The organism is Desulfobulbus propionicus DSM 2032 (assembly GCF_000186885.1).
Classification (GTDB): Bacteria; Desulfobacterota; Desulfobulbia; order Desulfobulbales; family Desulfobulbaceae; genus Desulfobulbus; species Desulfobulbus propionicus.
Map to the genome: position 1 here is coordinate 1,890,867 of NC_014972.1, position 16,802 is coordinate 1,907,668.

The 16,802-nt window shown below is 59.6% G+C and carries 16 protein-coding genes and 1 tRNA gene; 11 read left to right on the forward strand and 6 right to left on the reverse strand.

Annotation, left to right across the window (positions count from 1 at the left end):
- Positions 1–83: 83 nt before the first annotated feature.
- Complete coding sequence (locus DESPR_RS08210; RefSeq protein ID WP_015724340.1) at positions 84–1,019, reverse strand: transporter; 936 nt, start codon at positions 1,017–1,019, stop codon at positions 84–86.
- Positions 1,020–1,560: 541 nt separating this feature from the next.
- Between DESPR_RS08210 and DESPR_RS08215 the strand changes: the two genes are divergently transcribed.
- The 4 genes from DESPR_RS08215 (at position 1,561) to DESPR_RS08235 (ending at position 4,035) form a co-directional block, all read left to right on the forward strand.
- Positions 1,561–1,833, forward strand: coding sequence for an HU family DNA-binding protein (locus DESPR_RS08215; RefSeq protein ID WP_015724341.1), 273 nt, complete (start codon positions 1,561–1,563; stop codon positions 1,831–1,833).
- Between the two features lie 224 nt (positions 1,834–2,057).
- Positions 2,058–2,134, forward strand: a tRNA-Pro gene (locus tag DESPR_RS08225).
- 229 nt (positions 2,135–2,363) lie between these two features.
- Complete coding sequence (locus DESPR_RS08230; protein WP_043770913.1) at positions 2,364–2,798, forward strand: thioredoxin domain-containing protein; 435 nt, start codon at positions 2,364–2,366, stop codon at positions 2,796–2,798.
- A 31-nt stretch (positions 2,799–2,829) separates the two neighbouring features.
- On the forward strand, positions 2,830–4,035 hold the full coding sequence (locus DESPR_RS08235; RefSeq protein ID WP_015724343.1) for a heparan-alpha-glucosaminide N-acetyltransferase domain-containing protein: 1,206 nt from the start codon (positions 2,830–2,832) through the stop codon (positions 4,033–4,035).
- A gap of 18 nt (positions 4,036–4,053) precedes the next feature.
- Here DESPR_RS08235 and DESPR_RS08240 read toward each other — a convergent pair whose 3' ends face one another.
- From DESPR_RS08240 to DESPR_RS08260, 5 genes are all read right to left on the reverse strand, one after another.
- Positions 4,054–5,475 (reverse strand): efflux transporter outer membrane subunit, encoded by a 1,422-nt coding sequence (locus tag DESPR_RS08240; protein WP_015724344.1) that lies wholly within the window; start codon positions 5,473–5,475, stop codon positions 4,054–4,056.
- A gap of 5 nt (positions 5,476–5,480) precedes the next feature.
- The gene (locus DESPR_RS08245) at positions 5,481–7,433 is read right to left on the reverse strand and encodes a MacB family efflux pump subunit (RefSeq protein ID WP_015724345.1); all 1,953 of its coding nucleotides are present in this window, start codon (positions 7,431–7,433) and stop codon (positions 5,481–5,483) included.
- Positions 7,433–8,656 (reverse strand): efflux RND transporter periplasmic adaptor subunit, encoded by a 1,224-nt coding sequence (locus tag DESPR_RS08250; RefSeq protein ID WP_015724346.1) that lies wholly within the window; start codon positions 8,654–8,656, stop codon positions 7,433–7,435. The genes DESPR_RS08245 and DESPR_RS08250 overlap by 1 nt, the downstream gene beginning before the upstream one ends.
- Positions 8,657–8,780: 124 nt before the next feature.
- Positions 8,781–9,365 carry a DUF4405 domain-containing protein gene (locus tag DESPR_RS17225; protein ID WP_015724347.1) on the reverse strand — a complete coding sequence of 195 codons (585 nt, stop codon included), beginning with the start codon at positions 9,363–9,365 and terminating at the stop codon, positions 8,781–8,783.
- A gap of 181 nt (positions 9,366–9,546) precedes the next feature.
- Positions 9,547–9,843, reverse strand: coding sequence for a hypothetical protein (locus tag DESPR_RS08260; protein WP_015724348.1), 297 nt, complete (start codon positions 9,841–9,843; stop codon positions 9,547–9,549).
- Between the two features lie 182 nt (positions 9,844–10,025).
- On the opposite strand from DESPR_RS08260, the gene DESPR_RS08265 reads away from it, so the two are divergent.
- The 7 genes from DESPR_RS08265 (at position 10,026) to DESPR_RS08295 (ending at position 16,776) form a co-directional block, all read left to right on the forward strand.
- Positions 10,026–11,486, forward strand: a complete 1,461-nt coding sequence (locus tag DESPR_RS08265; protein ID WP_015724349.1) for an ATP-binding protein — start codon at positions 10,026–10,028, stop codon at positions 11,484–11,486.
- A gap of 5 nt (positions 11,487–11,491) precedes the next feature.
- Entirely contained in the window at positions 11,492–12,163 is a 672-nt protein-coding gene (locus tag DESPR_RS08270) for a response regulator (protein WP_015724350.1), read from the forward strand.
- Between the two features lie 127 nt (positions 12,164–12,290).
- Positions 12,291–12,953, forward strand: a complete 663-nt coding sequence (locus tag DESPR_RS08275; protein ID WP_015724351.1) for an alpha/beta hydrolase — start codon at positions 12,291–12,293, stop codon at positions 12,951–12,953.
- Positions 12,954–12,989: 36 nt separating this feature from the next.
- Complete coding sequence (locus DESPR_RS08280; protein WP_015724352.1) at positions 12,990–14,066, forward strand: DUF2157 domain-containing protein; 1,077 nt, start codon at positions 12,990–12,992, stop codon at positions 14,064–14,066.
- Positions 14,063–14,914: a DUF4824 family protein gene (locus DESPR_RS08285; protein ID WP_015724353.1), complete on the forward strand. Its 852-nt coding sequence runs from the start codon at positions 14,063–14,065 to the stop codon at positions 14,912–14,914. Before DESPR_RS08280 ends, DESPR_RS08285 begins: the two co-directional genes overlap by 4 nt.
- A gap of 208 nt (positions 14,915–15,122) precedes the next feature.
- Positions 15,123–15,968, forward strand: coding sequence for an alpha/beta fold hydrolase (locus DESPR_RS08290; RefSeq protein WP_169701568.1), 846 nt, complete (start codon positions 15,123–15,125; stop codon positions 15,966–15,968).
- A 409-nt stretch (positions 15,969–16,377) separates the two neighbouring features.
- Positions 16,378–16,776 (forward strand): roadblock/LC7 domain-containing protein, encoded by a 399-nt coding sequence (locus tag DESPR_RS08295; protein WP_015724355.1) that lies wholly within the window; start codon positions 16,378–16,380, stop codon positions 16,774–16,776.
- Positions 16,777–16,802: the final 26 nt, after the last annotated feature.

The window sequence follows — 16,802 nt, forward strand, 5'->3', positions numbered from 1 at the left end:
AAGGGACTGCCTGCATGCCGCGCCCCCTGCACCATGCACTCTGACAACCGCCCGGCCCAATCGCCGGGCGGTTGTGTTATGGCTCAAAAGCTCCAGATTTTCCCCAGCTTGATCTCGATGCGGATATCATCGGAGGCGGTGGCCACGTCGTAATCCCGCACCACCGGAACAAACAGACCCGCGCCCAGCCACATATTCCATTGCGGCATCACATAGTTGGCCGTTGGGCCCACATACACTTCAGTGGCGTCATTGTTCATATCCCTGCCGGCGCGTTCCCACGAGCGGCAGTTTTCAGCGGTGAATTCCAGACCGATGTCGAAATGCGGATTGAACACGTAATGGTAGCTGCCGGTCATGGTCCAGGCGGTATCCTTTTTCACCCCCTGGTTGCCGGTTTCGGTCGGTTGCACAAAGCCCAGGTCCCAGTCCACCCGGTGCTTGGGATGCCAGACCTTGGTGACGCCGATCTTGGCATTGTAGGACCAGACATCGCCGCCAACCGGATGATCCGGGCCTTCCTGGCCGGTGGGCATGTTGACGCCCAGGGTGGCGGCCAGGCTCAGAGGATCGCCCAGCCGCTGGGACATGATGGCGTAGGAGGCGCCCAGGGCGAAATCTGTCGGCCCATCGATGCGATCCGAAGCTAAGTTGCCGTAGGCGTCGCGGTGATTGTTGATGTATCCCGGCACAAAGGCGATCTCGACCCGCTCGGTGAGGCCGTAGCGCAGCTTGAGCAGGTACAGTTCGCTCTCCATGGTCCTGGCGCCAAAGCCGGCGTCGTCGACGATGTCATCCTTGTCTCGATAGGAAAAATTCAACGCGCTCAGCAGCAGCCCCTTGGGCACCAGTCCGCCGCCGCTGATGGCGGAGTTGACCGGCGTGCCGCTCAGTCCTCCCATCTTTTCCGTTTGCGGCTGTTCGGTCACTGTGCTGTCCGCAGCCGCCGCATGCATGGCTGTCAGACAGGAGAGCATCATGCAGCAAACGAATGCCTGGTGTGTTTTCTTTTCAATCATCCAACCCTCCATTGTGTCAAAAATACCGTGGCAACATGAATCGTGCAGGAACGGCTGGCCAAATTCGACCAACAGGGGTGCCGTTCGTTGGCCCACTAAACCAAAGCAGAGGGAGGAGAACAGCTCGCAAATTTACCAGGATTTGGAAATATTCTTCCCAATATGACCGGCAGACAGGCAGCCATCACTTTGCTCTGTGTGATTGAATCGGGGGAGGGGAGGGCGGTCGTGAACGCGCGTCATGGACCAGGGCGATGCTCTTCTTTGGGTGATTCCTTGGCCGATTGGGAAATTCACTCAAATGAAAGCATGCGAAATCAAATAAATGAAGATGGTTGACCGCTGTCTTTCCAAGAGGGGCGCAAACAAGGGGAGGGGGCGGAAAAGCCTTGAGTGCCCGCATTTTACACCTGATCCGCTCATTTTTTTTCCTTTGACAAAGAAATCTTTTTTTATTTTAGTTTCGGCGTTGTCAACAGATGCCGCGTCAGGAACGAGAGCCTGGCTGTTGTGGCAATGGTCAAAACTCTGGGAGGGAAGAATGAATAAAAAGGAACTGGTTGAGTCCATGGCGGAGGCGGCAGAAATCAGTAAGGCCGCGGCCGAAAAAGCGCTGAATGGAATGCTTATGGCTGTCTCTGACGCACTGGCCAAGGGAGACAAGGTAACCCTGGTTGGCTTCGGAACATTTTCCACCGTCAAACGCACCGAACGCAAAGCGAAAAATCCTCGTACCGGTGCAATGATCGAAATCCCCTCCAAAACGATCGCCAAGTTCAAACCGGGCAGCAAACTGTCTGACGCTGTCAACTAACGGTCCTTTTCATCGACGGGTGAAAAACAGCTGACGGTCGTCAGCTGTTTTTGTTTGTACCTTCCCAGCCTGGTCATGGTTGTCGTGTTCATGCGATTCCTGAACATTCCGTTCATGTCGAGAAGAGTAAAAAAAATCGATGAAAAGGGCTGGACACGAAGAACAAACCATGCTAAATGGGTAGCCGCATTTGATGGCGACATCTTCTGCGGCACAAAACGGATCGGGAAGTGGCTCAGTCTGGTAGAGCACAGCGTTCGGGACGCTGGGGTCGGAGGTTCGAATCCTCTCTTCCCGACCACTTACACATGATGCACTGGTACAATGCTTACCAATGCTTAGTCAAAAAAAGCCTGGGCTTAATGCTCAGGCTTTTTTATTGCCTATCGACAGCCTGGAAAAAGGTTCGGGTCGTTCTTATACTAGCCCGAACAGACAAGGATTGTGGTCCGTTCCCTTTGCCGCGATCGGATGCACAACGGGTTATGTGATGTGCATAAACATGCAAGGAGTGCCCTGCCGTGAATACCATGATCGTCTGCCCCGGATGCGGGGCCAAAAACAGAATTCCCCCGGAAAAGCAGCACCTGACCCCCAAATGCGGCCGGTGCGGCACGTCGCTTGCCGGCGCGCCGGTGTCCGGTCTGGTCAACCCGATCCTCGACGCCCAATTCCATCAGTGGATCGAACGGTCGCCCCTGCCGGTCCTGCTTGATTTGTATTCGCCCACCTGCGGCCCCTGCCGGACCATCGCCCCGACCATCGAGGCACTGGCCCGCGAGTATGCCGGCCGGCTGCTGGTGTTCAAACTCGACACCTCGACCCAGCAGATGACCGCGGCCCGATTTCAGATTCGCGGGGTGCCGACCCTGCTGTTTTTCAAGGAAGGGCAGATGGTCGATCAGTTGGTCGGCGCCGTTCCTCGTACGGAAATTGAACAGCGGATCCTTTCCCTGTTGCGGTAAGCTGTTCGCCGTTTGTTGGCTTCATCTCCTCATGCCGCCTCAACCACCAGCGCCGCCGATTGACCTGCCCTTTGGTCCGGGGACAGCTCCCCTCAGTCGGCAGGGCGAAGAAAGGGGGCGGTTTTTGTTTGTCGATGCGATGCGCGGTCTGGCCATGATGGTCATGATCGAGGTGCACACGATCAACAGCCTGATGCAGCCCGGATACCGCCGGGTTACCTGGTTTGGTCTGCTCGATTTTCTCAACGGCCTGGTGGCCCCCGCCTTTCTCTTTGTCGCCGGTTTTGCCTTTCTCCTGGCCAACGAACGCTGCCGTGACGAGCTGGGCACTGGCGGGCCGCCGCTGATGCGCACCGTGGGGCGGATCGGCCTGATCTGGCTGACCGGCTACCTGCTCCATATTCCGTACTTTTCGCTCCACGATTGGCACCAGTTGGCCACCCCTGAACAGTGGCGGCAGTTTTTCAGCGTCGATGTGCTGCAGTGCATCGCCTGTGGCCTGTCGATCCTTCTGGGCGCGCGCCTGCTGGCTAACAATGAGCGAACCTTTTCCCTGACCATCGGTCTGCTGCTCTGTTTGGCGGTGCTGCCGGCCCCTTGGGTCTACCGGACCGATCTTGGTTGGCTGCCGTTCGGGGTGGCCGCCTATCTTCGCCCCCTCGGCTCGACGCTCTTTCCCCTGCTACCCTGGTTCGGCTTCATGGCCGCAGGGGTGCTGGCCGGCCGTCTGTTTCTCGACGCGCGGCAAAGGGGCGACGAAAATCGCTGGGTGGCGAGGATGGCCCTGTTGGGCACGGGACTGAGCGCAGTCAGTCTGCCGTTGCTCTTTGTGCTCAAGGACCAGCTGGGATGGATTGTCGACGAGCGTCCCCATCTGCTGTTTTTCACCGGCCGGCTCGGTTGCGTTCTCCTGCTGCTGGCTCTTTGTCACTTGGTGTGTCACGGAAAGACACGGGGTATTTCCCTGCTGCGTTACTCCAGCCGGGAATCGCTCATGGTGTACTTCGTCCATTTGCAGATCCTCTACCGGCCGTTCTGGGAGGGCAAGTCATTGGTGATGCGGGTTGGGCAGCAGTATAGCCTTGTCGCCTCGCTGGGCATGGCCCTGCTGCTCGTCAGTCTGATGCTGCCCCTGGCCTGGGGCTGGCATCGGGTCAAGCAGCGCTATCGGCGTGCCAGCCGTCACCTGCTGCACCTCGTCCTGGTGGGCGGCACCGTTCTGTTTCTCGTTGGTTGACCACCACCTTCGTGCTGGCTATTGCTCCGCCGCACCGTCCGCATGGGAAGAGGACTGCCCTGGCCGACGGGTTTCACCGCCCAGGGCCTTGGCCAGGGTAATATGGTTTTGCAGTTGATTGAAGCGGTTCTCCGCCAGGTTGATTTCCGCCTGCCGCCGGTCTTCCTGGGCATCGAGCCAGGATTTGAGCGCGCTGCCTCCTGCCTGGTAGCGGATTCGATACAGTTCTTCGGTTCGCTTGGCCGCTGCCAGGGTCTGTTGCAGTTTTTCTTCCTCCATCCGGTACTGCTGGCGGGCCGAGAGACTGTTCTCCACCTCCGCCAGGGCACGGTAGAGCGTCTGGCGAAATTCGAGCACCGCCTGTTCGTATTCGGCCTCGGCAATCTTGATGGTGCGGCGCATGTCCCGCCACTGGATAAAGGGCAGGGCCAGTTCCGCCCCCAGGGCGGCAATAGGATTGCTCAACAGACGGGAAAGCTCCTCGCTGCTGCCGCCAAAGGAACCGCTGAGGCTGATGGCCGGGTAATAGGAAGCGCGGGTGGCGTCGCTGCTGGCCAGCAGCGATCGCAGCCGGGCTTCAGCGGCGCGCAGATCCGGCCGCCTGGCGAGCAGGGAGGCCGGCAGACCGGCCTCCACTCCCGGCAGGATGACGGTAGTCAAGTCTTGCGGTTCACGGATGGCCAGACTTTGCGGCGGCCCGTCAAAGAGGATGGCCAGACTGTTGCGGGCCTCGACCCGTTGCTGAACGAGACTGGTGTGGCTTGCCTCCTGACTTGCCAGACTGCGCTCTGCCTCCAGGATTTCCAGGGTCGTGACTGCCCCCGCCGCCTTCTGCACCCGTACCAGTTCAAGGGTACGGCGGGCATAGGCGATGCTGGCCTCGGACAGGGAGATGCGTTGATTGAGATAGCCGATCTGCCAGTAGAGCGAGGCGGTCGTGCCCACCAGGGAGAGGGCCGTGCTGGCGCGGTCCTCGTCCGTGGCCACCGCTTGCCAGCGGGCCGCGTCAGAAGTACTGCCCAGCCTGTTCCACAGATCCAGTTCATATCCAACCGCGGCCGAGACGGCAACGGTGCGGGTTTCACCGCTTTTCGCCCCCAGATTGCGGCTGTAGTCCGTGCTGCCGCCCACGGCCAGGCTTGGCAGCCGGTCACTGTCCGCCAGTTCCGCCTGGAGTGCGGCCTTGCGCACCAGCACGGTGGCCGCGGCCAGGTCATTGTTGCGCCGCAGCGCCTCGCCGACCAGCTGGTTGAGCACCGGATCATCGAACCCTTCCCACCAACGGTCCGCCAACACTTTGCCGACCTCGGACCGATGCGTCCACGAGGCCGGCAGACGCGCCTCGGGGGTGGTGTAGGGGGTGTGGGTCAGGGCACCGCAGCCGCTCAGGACAAGAACCACCAACGCGGTGCTGAAATATTTGCCAGAAATTGGACGCATTGGAATCACTCCCGCGACAGGGCCACCACCGGATCGAGGCGGGCGGCATTGCGCGCCGGCAGAAATCCGAACAGCACGCCGATGAAGGTTGAACAGAGAAAGGCGCTGACAATGGCACTGGTGGAATAGATCAGCTTGAAATCGCTGCCGGAAAAGGTGACCGCCACCCCAAGGCCCAACGCCAGGCCAATGCCGAGAAAGCCGCCGAGCAAGCAGACCAACACCGCCTCAATGAGAAACTGCTGCATGATGTCGCTGTGACGGGCGCCCACGGCCATGCGTACCCCGATCTCCTGGGTGCGCTCGGTCACCGAAACGAGCATGATGTTCATCACGCCGATGCCGCCTACCAGCAGTGAAATCAAGGCGATGGAAGAGATCAGCAGGGTCATGGTCTGGGTGGTTTTCTCAATGGTCTGGCGGATGGAATCGAGGTTGGATACGAAAAAATCCTTGGTTCCGTGGCGCTGGGTGAGCAGTTTGACCACGCTTTGCTCGGCCACCGCGCTCGACACGCTGTCGGCCACCCGCACGGTGATCGAGCGCAGATACTGCTGGCCGGTCAGTCGATGCATGGCCGTGGTATAGGGAACCCACAGATTGAGCGTGTCGGTGTCGCCGAAATTGGAATCCATTTTCTTGGTCACCCCGATCACCCGGCAGGGAACCTTGCCCAGCATGATGACCTGACCCAACACCTCGTTGGGGGTGTCGGCGAACAGAGCGCGGCGGGTGTTCTGGTCGATGACCACGTCCTGGGCGCTCGCCCGCACGCTGGCGCGGTCAAACAACTGCCCCTCGGCCAGTTCCATGCCGCGTACCCGGAAATAGTGCTCGCCCACCCCGTTGACCTGGGCGGTGACGCTGACGCTGCGGTGGATCAGGGTGACCGATTTGGTGACTACCGGGGTGACGGTGTCCACATAGGGCTGTTGGGCCAGGGCATCCGCATCGCGGGGGATGAGGGTGCGAACTCTGCCCGAACGCATGTCGCCGAAATCCTTGCCCGGATAGATGCTGATGGTGTTGGTGCCCATCGCGCTGATATCCTTGAGGATACGCTGGCGGGACCCCTCGCCCAGGGCCACCACCGAAACTACCGAGGCAATGCCGATGATGATGCCGAGCATGGTCAGCAGGGTGCGCAGCCGATGCGAGGCCATGGCCAGGGTGGCCATGTGAAAGGCCTCGGCAAATCGGTCCCACTGGGCCCGCCACCGGGAGGATTCTCCCGCGGCCTTGGGTGAATGGGCGCCTTTGTTGCTGTCCGTCCTGATTCGCCGGTCGGCGACGATGGCCCCGTCGCTCAGTTCGATGATCCGGTTGGCGTGCTGAGCCACCTGCAGATCATGGGTCACGAGGATGATCGTATGGCCGTCATCGTTGAGTTCCTTGAGGATGGTCATCACCTCGTTGCCGCTGGCCGTGTCCAGGGCGCCGGTGGGCTCGTCGGCCAGAATCACCGCGCCGCCGTTCATCAGGGCTCGGGCGATGGAGACCCGCTGCTGCTGGCCGCCGGACAGCTTGCCCGGCACGTGTTCCATGCGGTCGGCCATGTTCAGGCGTGTGAGCAGGGCCGCCGCCCGTGCCAGGCGATCCCGGCTGTTCATTCCGGCATAGATGGCCGGAATCTCGACGTTGGCCAGGGCGTTGAGGTTGCCCAGCAGGTGGTAGCGCTGAAAGATGAAACCAAAATGCTCACGGCGCAGAAACGCCAGCTCGTCCGGCGCAAGTTGGCCGGTTTCCTGACCGTTGACCCGATACACGCCCCGGCTGGGCCGATCGAGGCAGCCGATGATGTTCATCAGGGTAGACTTGCCCGAACCGGAAGTACCGACAATGGCCACCATCTCGCCGGCCTCGATGGTCAGGTCGATGGACTTGAGCACGGTCAGCACCTCGTCGCCGGAGGGATAGTCGCGGCAGACGCCCCGCAGTTCGATCAGCGGCGTGGCCATCACATCATTCCCGGCATCGGGCCGCGCCGTCGCATGGTGGTGGCTGGAGCCGCGGCCGCGCTGACCTGCTCGCCGATCACCACCCGCTGTCCCTCGGTCAGCCCGTCCACCACCTCGGCCTGGACATTGTTATTGAGGCCGATTTGCACCCACTGTTCGTTGAAGGTGTTGGGTCCGGTTTCGACCCGCACCTGATAGCGCCCCTCCTTGTCCTTTGTTCCCAACGCGGCGGAGGGAATCGTCAACACGTTCTTGGCCTCGGCCAGGACAATGTTCACCTGGGTGGTCATGGAGATGCGCAGCTTGCCGTCGGGGTTGGGCACCTCCAGGATGCCCATGTAATAAATGGCGGTGCTCGATGAGCTGGAAGAGGCGGATGAACTGGAGGACGTGCTATCGTCGTTTTCTATGGACTCCGGCGCCGGTTCGATGGATTGCAGCACCGCTGGATACTGACGGTCCGGTTCGCCAAGGATGGTGAAATAGACCCGCTGTCCCGGTTGGACCCGGACCACGTCCGCCTCGGAAATCTCGACCTTGATGGTCATCCGGTCGAGTCGGGCCACCTTGATGATGGTCGGCGCGGTCTGATTGGCGTTGACCGTCTGTCCTTCCTTGGTGACGATGGCCACCACCACGCCGTCGATGGGCGAGCTGATCTTGGTATAGCCCAGATCAAGCTGGGCGGTATCGACGGCGATCTTGGCCTGTTCGATCTGGGCGTCCAGGGCGGTGATTTCCGCCCGCAACACCTGCAAGGTTGCCTCGGCGGCCTCGAAATCCTCGCGGGAAGCGGCATCACCCCGCAGCATCAGGCTTTGACGTTTGTAGGCCAGCTCCGCCTGTTTCAGCGATGCCTCCTTGGCCTGCTTTTCGGCACGCACCGCTGCCAGCGCCGCGGTTTGGGTGCGCAGGGTATTCTGCTGCGGCAAACTGTCGATCTCCGCCACCAACTGCCCGGCCTTGACCGTGTCGCCCAGTTCCACCTTGAGCGACTTGAGCTGTCCGGACACCTGGGCGCCGACACTGACCATGTTTTCCGATTCCACCGTGCCGCTGGCCAGCACCGTGGTTTCGAGGTCGCCCCGGGACACGGGCGCGGTCATGTAGCCGGGCTGTTTGTCGCGGCCAAAATAATACAAGGCTCCGCCGGCAACCGCCAGCACGAGCAGGGCGGCGGGCAGCAGATAACGCCAGCGGGATCGTTTCTGTAGGGTCTTCATGGCAAGGTCTGATCAGTGACGGATAAACGGCCAGCCTCGATGCGCAGAGGCGAGCTGAAGCGCTTCTCCAGCTGTGGAGAAGCGCACGGACGTTTTGCACAATAGGGCAGAATGGCTGAAATGCCTAGATGTGATCCCTTTTTTTCTGCGTTGTCGCGGTTTGGCCCTGGAAAATGATCGATAAAATTTCCATCGTTCCCTGACGGTTTTCCGCGGCGATCGCCTGAATGCTTTGCTCCGTGCCCTGCGCTCGTATCCCCTTGTTCCACAAGAGCTGAACGGTCTCCTCGGGCAAGCGATTGGCGACCTTGGCCACGGTGGACAGCGGTGCCCGCACCAGCGCCTCTGTGATCCTTTCGGCCGGGTGTCTGTGTTGCTGTTGGTCCCCAATGCCCATGGGCAGCACGCTGGCTCCCAGGAGCAGAAAAAAGAAGACCACGACGACCTTGGCCAGCGGCTGGGAAAGGGTGGAGGTGAAGGAGCGGCGATTATGCACGAGATGCAGGAGGGCGGCGATGACCAGCAGCCAGCTGATCCATTCGTGCGCCGGCTTGACCAGGCCACCATGAATGTTGAAAAACAGCAGGATACCGGTCACTGCGGTGAAGATGAAGGTGCCAAAGGTGAACGGGGTCAGCCAGCTGCGTTGTATCTGCCAGGAGCGTTTGGTTATTCGGTCGGTTGGGTTGAGTCCATTGATGGGTTGCATGTGTATCCTCGCTAATGATGGTGGTGAGGGATGGGGCGAACGAGCACACAAGGCGCAACCGGTTCAGTGCGGGTCGTACAGCGCGAACGGGCAATGGACAGGATCGAGCACGGCAGCGTCTTGTGCGGTGAACCGGAGAACAGCGGTTCACGGGAACGGCATCCTCCGGCATTGATTCAACTCATTCCTGTTCCTTGTCCGGAGGTGGCGGCGGGTCATTCAGCGGTTTGGCCACCAGGCGGCCATCTCTTTCTGTACAGATCGCGTCAATGACGTGACCGTGCGGGGTTTCGATACTCACCGCCTCGCCGGCCTGTTTGTCCGTGCATGCCTGGAAGAATTCCGGCGGTGGCCCTTGTGGACGTTCCCGCCTCTGCGGCCTTTCCTGATCGGTGTCGACCGCCGCCAGGCCGACACTCGGCGCGGTGAGCAGCAAGCCGATGAGCATTGCGGCTGCAAGCAATCCTTTCGGTTCCATGATGAATCTCCATGTGGTAGTGGTGGTGGGGCGAATCCCCCATATTGATCAACAATGCCTCCACCTTACCCCGTCATTGTGCAAGAAATGTGGAAGAAAAAAGGAAATCGGTGATTGGGCGAAAAGAGGGTGGAAGTGGTCGGCAGGGGTGTGGTAGGTACAGGCCGGGAGGAGCACTTTTGATGAAAACACCCTTGACCCTCGGTATTCGCTACCGTTTGTTTTTCGCCTTTCTTGCCGCCGCCTGCTGCGTCATCGTCAGCATGTTCGTGGTCACCAGAATCAGTTTTGAGCGCGGGGCCTTCCGCTATGTCCATCTGGTGGAGAAGGAGCGGCTGGAACTCCTGGCCCGCACCCTGGAGCAGTTCTACGCGGAAAAAAAGCAGTGGAATTTTCTTGAGCAGGAGCCAACGACCTGGATGGAACTGGTCGCGGGCAGCAGACCGCTGCACCACCCGCTGTTCAAGCTCCATAAACGCATGGGCGCGCTGGTCGATGGGCACGGCCCCTCGCTCCAGCTGGAACCGCCCCCGCCTCCCTTGCCCAAGGGCGAACAGATTTTCGAACTCAGGGTCCTGTTGCTCGATGCCGACAAGCATCGGCTATATGGTCCGGCCGAGCCCTGGCCGCAGCCACCCTTTCTGCTGCCTCTCAATACCGGGGAGCGGAAGATCGGCTATCTTGGCCTGATCCCGCCGCGTATCCTGGCCGATGTCCGGGTGCGCCAATTTGTCCGCGAGCAGCACCATGCCCTGATCGTCATTGCCCTGTGCATTGCCGCTGGCGCGGCCCTGTTGTCCATCCCCTTGGCGGGCCGGCTGGTGCGGCGCATCACCGCCCTGGCGGCAGCCACCAACCGTCTGGCTTCGGGGTACTATGACATCCGCGTACCCGTTGAAACCAGCGATGAACTGGGCCAATTGGCCCGTGATTTCAACCGCCTTGCCCAGACCTTGCATCGCAACGAGCAGTTGCGCCGTCGCTGGGTGGCGGATATCTCCCATGAATTGCGCACCCCGCTCTCGGTTCTGCGTGCCGAGATCGAGGCCATTCAAGACGGTGTTCGTCAATGGACGCCGCAGACCATGGAACACCTCCATGGCGAGATCCTCCATCTCAGCCGGTTGGTCGACGATCTGTACAAATTGGCACTGGCCGACATCGGGGCATTGACCTATCGCAAGGAACAGCTCGACCTGACCGCCCTGGTTGCCCAGGTTGTTCTCGCCTTTCGGGAACGGTTCGAGGCCCACCGCCTGCACTTGGACTACACCGAGCCCAACCGGCCGCTGGTCGTGTTTGCCGACGCGGAGCGGCTGCGTCAACTGCTCGCCAACCTGTTGCACAATGCACTGCGTTATACCGATGCCGGCGGTACATTGCGGGTGCGCCTCACCGAGGAGGGGGGCTGCGTACTGTTACGGTTGAGTGATTCCGCCCCGGGCGTGCCCGACGAAGCCCTGGAGCGGCTATTTGAACGTCTGTACCGGGTCGAGGGGTCGCGCAGCCGGGCTCACGGCGGCGCCGGCCTGGGCCTGGCCCTGTGCAAATCGATTGTCGAGGGCCATGGCGGAACCATCCGGGCCGCGCACTCCGATCTGGGTGGCCTGGAAATACGCATCACCTTGCCAACCAACGGATGATGGCCATGCAACGGATCCTCGTGGTTGAGGACGAACAGCGTCTGGCCTCGATTCTGGCCGATTATCTCCACGCCGCCGGTTACTCCACCCATTGCCTGGGCGAGGGAAGGGGAGTGGTGGCGTGGGTGCGGGGCAATCGGCCCGATCTGATCCTTTTGGATCTGATGCTGCCCGGTCGCGACGGCATGGAAATCTGCAAGGAAATACGAACCTTTTCCACCGTGCCGATCATCATGGTCACCGCCCGCATCGAGGAGATCGACCGGCTGCTCGGCCTGGAACTGGGCGCGGACGACTATGTCTGCAAACCCTTTAGTCCGCGCGAGGTGGTGGCCCGTGTCAAGGCGGTGCTCCGTCGCACGAGTGCCCGCACCCCCGCCCCTCATGGGCTGAGGGTCGACGCATCGACCATGCGGGTCAGCCTTGACGGTCACCATCTTGATCTCACGGCGGTTGAATTCAAACTGCTGGCCTTTCTTCTTGCCCATCCGGGCCGAATCTACAGCCGCGAGCAACTGATGGAAGGCATGTATCCCGATCAGCGTATTGTCAACGACCGGACCATCGACAGCCACATCAAGAAATTGCGCCGCAAGCTGGATCTGGCGCGTTCCGGGTGCAACCTGATCCGTTCGGTGTACGGTGTTGGCTACACCTTCGATCCGGATCCGGAATAGGCCGTGCCGACTGTTCCGCAACGTGCTGTTATCCTTTCATGATCTGTGGGCATTTGTCGGCAGGCATGGTATAGTGCCGCCTCTGGTCCTCGTCCGTCCCGTTTCAACCACCGCAGCGGAGGTTCCCATGACCCTATTGCCGGCCATTGAGCAGGAAACCCGCCCCGATCCCGATGCCAGCGTCATTTGGCTGCATGGCCTGGGGGCCAACGGTTATGATTTCGCCCCGATCGTTCCGGAATTGAACCTGCCCGACACCTTGGCCATCAGGTTTATTTTTCCCCATGCCCCGGCCGTGCCGGTGACAGTGAACGGCGGTTACGTCATGCCTGCCTGGTTCGACATTCTGGAGATGGATATTGATCGCCGGGTCGACAGCGACCAACTGTTGCGCTCGGCCGCGGCCATCACCCGCTTCATCGAGCGGGAACGGGAACGCGGCATCGCCAGCCGCCGCATCATCCTCGCCGGCTTTTCCCAGGGCGGCGCCGTTGCCTATCAGGTCAGCCTCAGTCATCTCGAGCCGCTGGGCGGACTGATCGCCATGTCCACCTATTTCGCGACCAGTGATTCGATTGCCCTGAGCGAAGCCAACCTGGACCTGCCGATCGAAATCCATCACGGCCTCTACGACCAGGTGGTGCCTCAGGCACTGGGTATTCGGGCTGCCGAATTTCTCAAGGATCGCGGCTATGCGGTCGTCTTCCGCACCTATCCCATGGAGCACGCGGTCTGCCCCCGGCAGATCGCTCATATTTCCGAAGCGTTGCAGCGTTTATTGCACTGCTAGCCTCTGAAGGTTTCTGCTCCACGCTGGAGGCATCGCATGGACATTCGCTCAAGAGCCGAGGCGCAGCAACGGGTTGATCAGTTGGCGGCCTTCCGCGCCGAACTGGCAATCATCGAACAGAAGCATGTGATCACGCTCGATGAAGGCCAACGGGAGGCGGTGCATCGCTATCACGACCAGGTGCTCGCCCGGTTGGCCGCTGTGTTTGATATCGACTTGACCAGCAGGGACAAGCAACTCAGCCTGGGAATGCGGATTACCGCCTTTTTCGGGGCCATGGGACTTGCGGCCAGTGTGTTCTTTTTCTACTTTCAATACTGGGGATGGCTGGCCACCAACACCCAGGTGACCATCCTGGTCGCCATGCCGTTGGCGGGCTTGCTGCTCACCATGGCCGCGGTCTGGATGGAGCGATCCGGTTATTTTTCCAAGCTGTTCGCCCTGGTCAGTCTGGTTTGTTTCATGCTCGATTTCTCCCTGCTCGGTCAGATTTTCAACCTTGGGCCCACCCCTCATGCCTTGCTCGTTTGGGCGGCGTTTGCCTGCCTCCTCGCTTACGCGACTGAAGGACGCTTCCTGCTCGCCATGGGCATCCTCTGCTTTGCCGCCTTCCTTTCCGCGCAAACCGCCACCTGGAACGGCTGCTACTGGATCTCCTTTGGCGAGCGGCCGGAAAACTTCCTTCCGGCGGCACTGTGCTTTTTTCTGTTCGCTCTTCTCCCGCAACGTCGCTATACCGGCTTTCCCGCCATTTACCGGATCTTTGCCCTGCTGTTTTTTTTCCTGCCGGCGCTGATCCTCTGCAATTGGGGGGCTCTGAGCTATATCGACCTGGCCCCTGAGCGCATCGAAGCCCTCTACCAAGTGCTCGGCTTTGTCGCCAGCGCGGCGGCCATCGGCCTTGGTATCGTCAAGGGGTGGCCCGAGACGGTCAACAGCGGCACTGTGTTTTTGACTCTTTTTCTCTACACGAAATTTTACGACTGGTGGTGGGACTGGATGCCCAAGTACCAGTTTTTTTTGATCATCGGCCTGACTGCCCTGTGCATGCTGCTGATTCTCAAAAGAATGCGCTTCCTCTCGATCCGGCGGAAGGCGGAGATGACGGTATGAATGCGGCCGTGGTTCGTGGTCTGCTCTTGGCCGTCGGCTTTCTCTTGATCGCTGTGGCGAATGGCATGATTCTTTTCCAGGTGAATGCGAACAGGAAAGGGGAGGCCGAGGCGCGTTTGTGGCTGACCGAGCGGGAAATGCCGCAAGCGTTTTGGCTGGCCCATGAAAACAGTGGCATGGAGCTGCGCCTGGTCTGGCGAACCTTGAGCCGTGACGTAAATGGGGGCGAGGACCGCATGCCCTCCTGGCTGAGCGGTAAAAAACTGGAGGAATTGGGGTTTCGATTCGTCGATGGCTTGTCGGTGGACAACCAGCCCACCAAGGTGTTGATGTCCAAGAAAGTGTATCTGGTCCTTGAATACAACGGCCCGGCCTACCAAACCGCGCGCAGGCGGGTGGCGCAGATTCTGGAGCACGAGGAAGCGGCGTTGCGCGCCAATCCTGCCGACAGGAACGGATCGATCCGGCTCCAAGCCAAAAAGCGTATCCGTGCCGAGGAACAGAGCGAGTCACGGCTGTTTGTCATTGATGCCGGACTTGATCCCCAACCGCTGCGGACAAGCTATCCCGAGACAAACCGGTTCATCGTCACCCCGGGGGTGATCGAGCTGATGTACCGCACCGAAGGGGGCAGGCAGTGGGCGGCCGGCGCCATCCGCTCAATCAGCCCCGACACGGTGCATGTTCCCCTGGAACACAGGGTGACGCTCGAACAGCTTGCAGGGAAAGGCAAGTTCTTGTCCACCGAGGGAAAAGCGCCACGATATGAGGTCGAACTGGTGTACGGGTCTCGACGCGTACCGTGGATTGCCGCCATTCGTCCGCTGGCAGCGCCCTTGGCAGAATAGGAGAAATCGGCCACTGCCCCACCCGCGCCGCACAAGGGTTCATTCTCAACAACAACGCCAACACACGGGAATCATCATGACAGCATGCGTACCTCAAAAGCGTTTTCATGCCGCACGCGGCACCTGTTGGTCTTTGCGGACCTTTGTCCTGCTCGCGGTCCTTGTGCTCCTTGCCGTCACGGCGCAAACAGCGCAAGCGGGGTCAACGATGTCCAACTGGCCTCAGGTGGCGTTGTCCAAGGACAAGACACCGATCTCCTACGAGGTCTATGGTTCAGGAGAACCAACCCTGATACTGGTGCATGGCTGGAGCACCGATGCTCGATACTGGCGTTTGCAGGTGGAATACTTGGCCCGCAAATACCGGGTAGTGGCGCTTGATCTCGCCGGACACGGGCATTCAGGCCTGACCCGCGAAGACTATTCGATGCAGGCCTTTGGCGAGGACGTGCGGGCGGTGGCCGAGGCGGTGGGCAGTTCCACGATCATTTTGGTCGGCCATTCCATGGGCGGCCAGGTGATTGCCGAGGCGGCTCGGCTCATGCCGGAAAAGGTGATTGGCCTGATCGGGGTGGACAGTTACGACAATATCGAATATCCGATGAGCCGCTCGGAGATGGAGATGGTGCTCGCGCCGATGATTGATGACTTCCGGGAGGCAAGCCGCGCTTTCGTGGCGGACATGTTGCTGCCTTCCACCGATCCGCAGTTGCGCGCCTGGATCCTGGCGGATATGTCCTCGGCGCCTCCTCGTGTCGCTCTCAGCGCCTTGGAGGAGATGATGGACCTATTCGTCACCGGCAAGGCGGCGCGCGTTTTCGATGACGTCAAGGCGCCAGTGGTTTCGATCAATGGCGATCTGTGGCCGGTCAACACCGAGGCCAACCAACGGCACATGCATCTTTTGGAAACCATCACCATCCAACAGAGCGATCATTTTCTCATGCTTGCCCGTCCCCATGCCTTCAACCAAGCCCTGGAACAAGGCGTCCATGCCATTCTGAGACATGCAGCGCAAAAGGAAACCAACGAAAGCGGTTCGTCCTTGCCCTGAACAGACGGTGCGGTTTGTCCTTTTCGGCACCCTCCTTGGCGTCCTCAACGGGCAGGTTGCCTGGCCTGAGGAGGACGTCAACCGCTCTGTGGCTCTGTGCGGCAGGAATGCATCTTCCTGATTGAAGAGGGGAGCGGTCAGCATGCATTGCTTCTTTTGTGCGTGCGGTTAAGCATGCGGTACTTAAAAAAAATAACCCAAAAAAAACCGCTTCATATATTTTTTTTTCTGACGTATACTTCCGGTAATTGAACGGTTGCAAAACTATCTTTCCGGAAAAACAACAATTTTCCCTGTAAAGAGTGGTCTCGCCATGGGTAATGGGGAAAAAGGATTTTCGTGCCCCTTTGCGAACTGTTTTTTTCATTCTTCCTTTTAACTTTTCTTTGAACCTGAACGAGGTAGCTTTATGAATTATGGAGTTGTTAGCCAGGAGCAGCTTGAAAAGATAGATGAAATCCTGACTGAAAAGCTCATAAAGATAGGCGTTGACTGCGTTATCATTATCGATATGGCAGGAAACATCATTACCGCCAAGGATAACGGCACATCGAAATATGATGTCTATTCGTTTGCCGCCCTGGCCGCCGGCAATTTCGCCACAGTCGATGCCATGGCTAAACTCGTTGGAGAACAGGAGTTTTCTCTCCTCTTTCATAAAGGAGCGGAATGCAACATTCATTTTTCAAAAATAGACGATGAACTCTTGCTCATCACCATGTTCGGCAAGAGCATATCTCTGGGATTTTTACGTCTCAACGTCGTTGAGGCCATTGAACGAATCAAGAAGATTTGGGCGCGCAAATAATCGTCATCTTCGGTCAAGGCATTGGA

Excerpts from the sequence above, each read along its gene's own strand:
- DESPR_RS08210 (WP_015724340.1), bottom strand. The coding sequence starts at position 1,019 with ATGATTGAAAAGAAAACACACCAGGCATTCGTTTGCTGCATGATGCTC.
- DESPR_RS08215 (WP_015724341.1), top strand. The coding sequence starts at position 1,561 with ATGAATAAAAAGGAACTGGTTGAGTCCATGGCGGAGGCGGCAGAAATC.
- DESPR_RS08230 (WP_043770913.1), top strand. The coding sequence starts at position 2,364 with ATGATCGTCTGCCCCGGATGCGGGGCCAAAAACAGAATTCCCCCGGAA.
- DESPR_RS08235 (WP_015724343.1), top strand. The coding sequence starts at position 2,830 with ATGCCGCCTCAACCACCAGCGCCGCCGATTGACCTGCCCTTTGGTCCG.
- DESPR_RS08240 (WP_015724344.1), bottom strand. The coding sequence starts at position 5,475 with ATGCGTCCAATTTCTGGCAAATATTTCAGCACCGCGTTGGTGGTTCTT.
- DESPR_RS08245 (WP_015724345.1), bottom strand. The coding sequence starts at position 7,433 with ATGGCCACGCCGCTGATCGAACTGCGGGGCGTCTGCCGCGACTATCCC.
- DESPR_RS08250 (WP_015724346.1), bottom strand. The coding sequence starts at position 8,656 with ATGAAGACCCTACAGAAACGATCCCGCTGGCGTTATCTGCTGCCCGCC.
- DESPR_RS17225 (WP_015724347.1), bottom strand. The coding sequence starts at position 9,365 with ATGCAACCCATCAATGGACTCAACCCAACCGACCGAATAACCAAACGC.
- DESPR_RS08260 (WP_015724348.1), bottom strand. The coding sequence starts at position 9,843 with ATGGAACCGAAAGGATTGCTTGCAGCCGCAATGCTCATCGGCTTGCTG.
- DESPR_RS08265 (WP_015724349.1), top strand. The coding sequence starts at position 10,026 with ATGAAAACACCCTTGACCCTCGGTATTCGCTACCGTTTGTTTTTCGCC.
- DESPR_RS08270 (WP_015724350.1), top strand. The coding sequence starts at position 11,492 with ATGCAACGGATCCTCGTGGTTGAGGACGAACAGCGTCTGGCCTCGATT.
- DESPR_RS08275 (WP_015724351.1), top strand. The coding sequence starts at position 12,291 with ATGACCCTATTGCCGGCCATTGAGCAGGAAACCCGCCCCGATCCCGAT.
- DESPR_RS08280 (WP_015724352.1), top strand. The coding sequence starts at position 12,990 with ATGGACATTCGCTCAAGAGCCGAGGCGCAGCAACGGGTTGATCAGTTG.
- DESPR_RS08285 (WP_015724353.1), top strand. The coding sequence starts at position 14,063 with ATGAATGCGGCCGTGGTTCGTGGTCTGCTCTTGGCCGTCGGCTTTCTC.
- DESPR_RS08290 (WP_169701568.1), top strand. The coding sequence starts at position 15,123 with ATGTCCAACTGGCCTCAGGTGGCGTTGTCCAAGGACAAGACACCGATC.
- DESPR_RS08295 (WP_015724355.1), top strand. The coding sequence starts at position 16,378 with ATGAATTATGGAGTTGTTAGCCAGGAGCAGCTTGAAAAGATAGATGAA.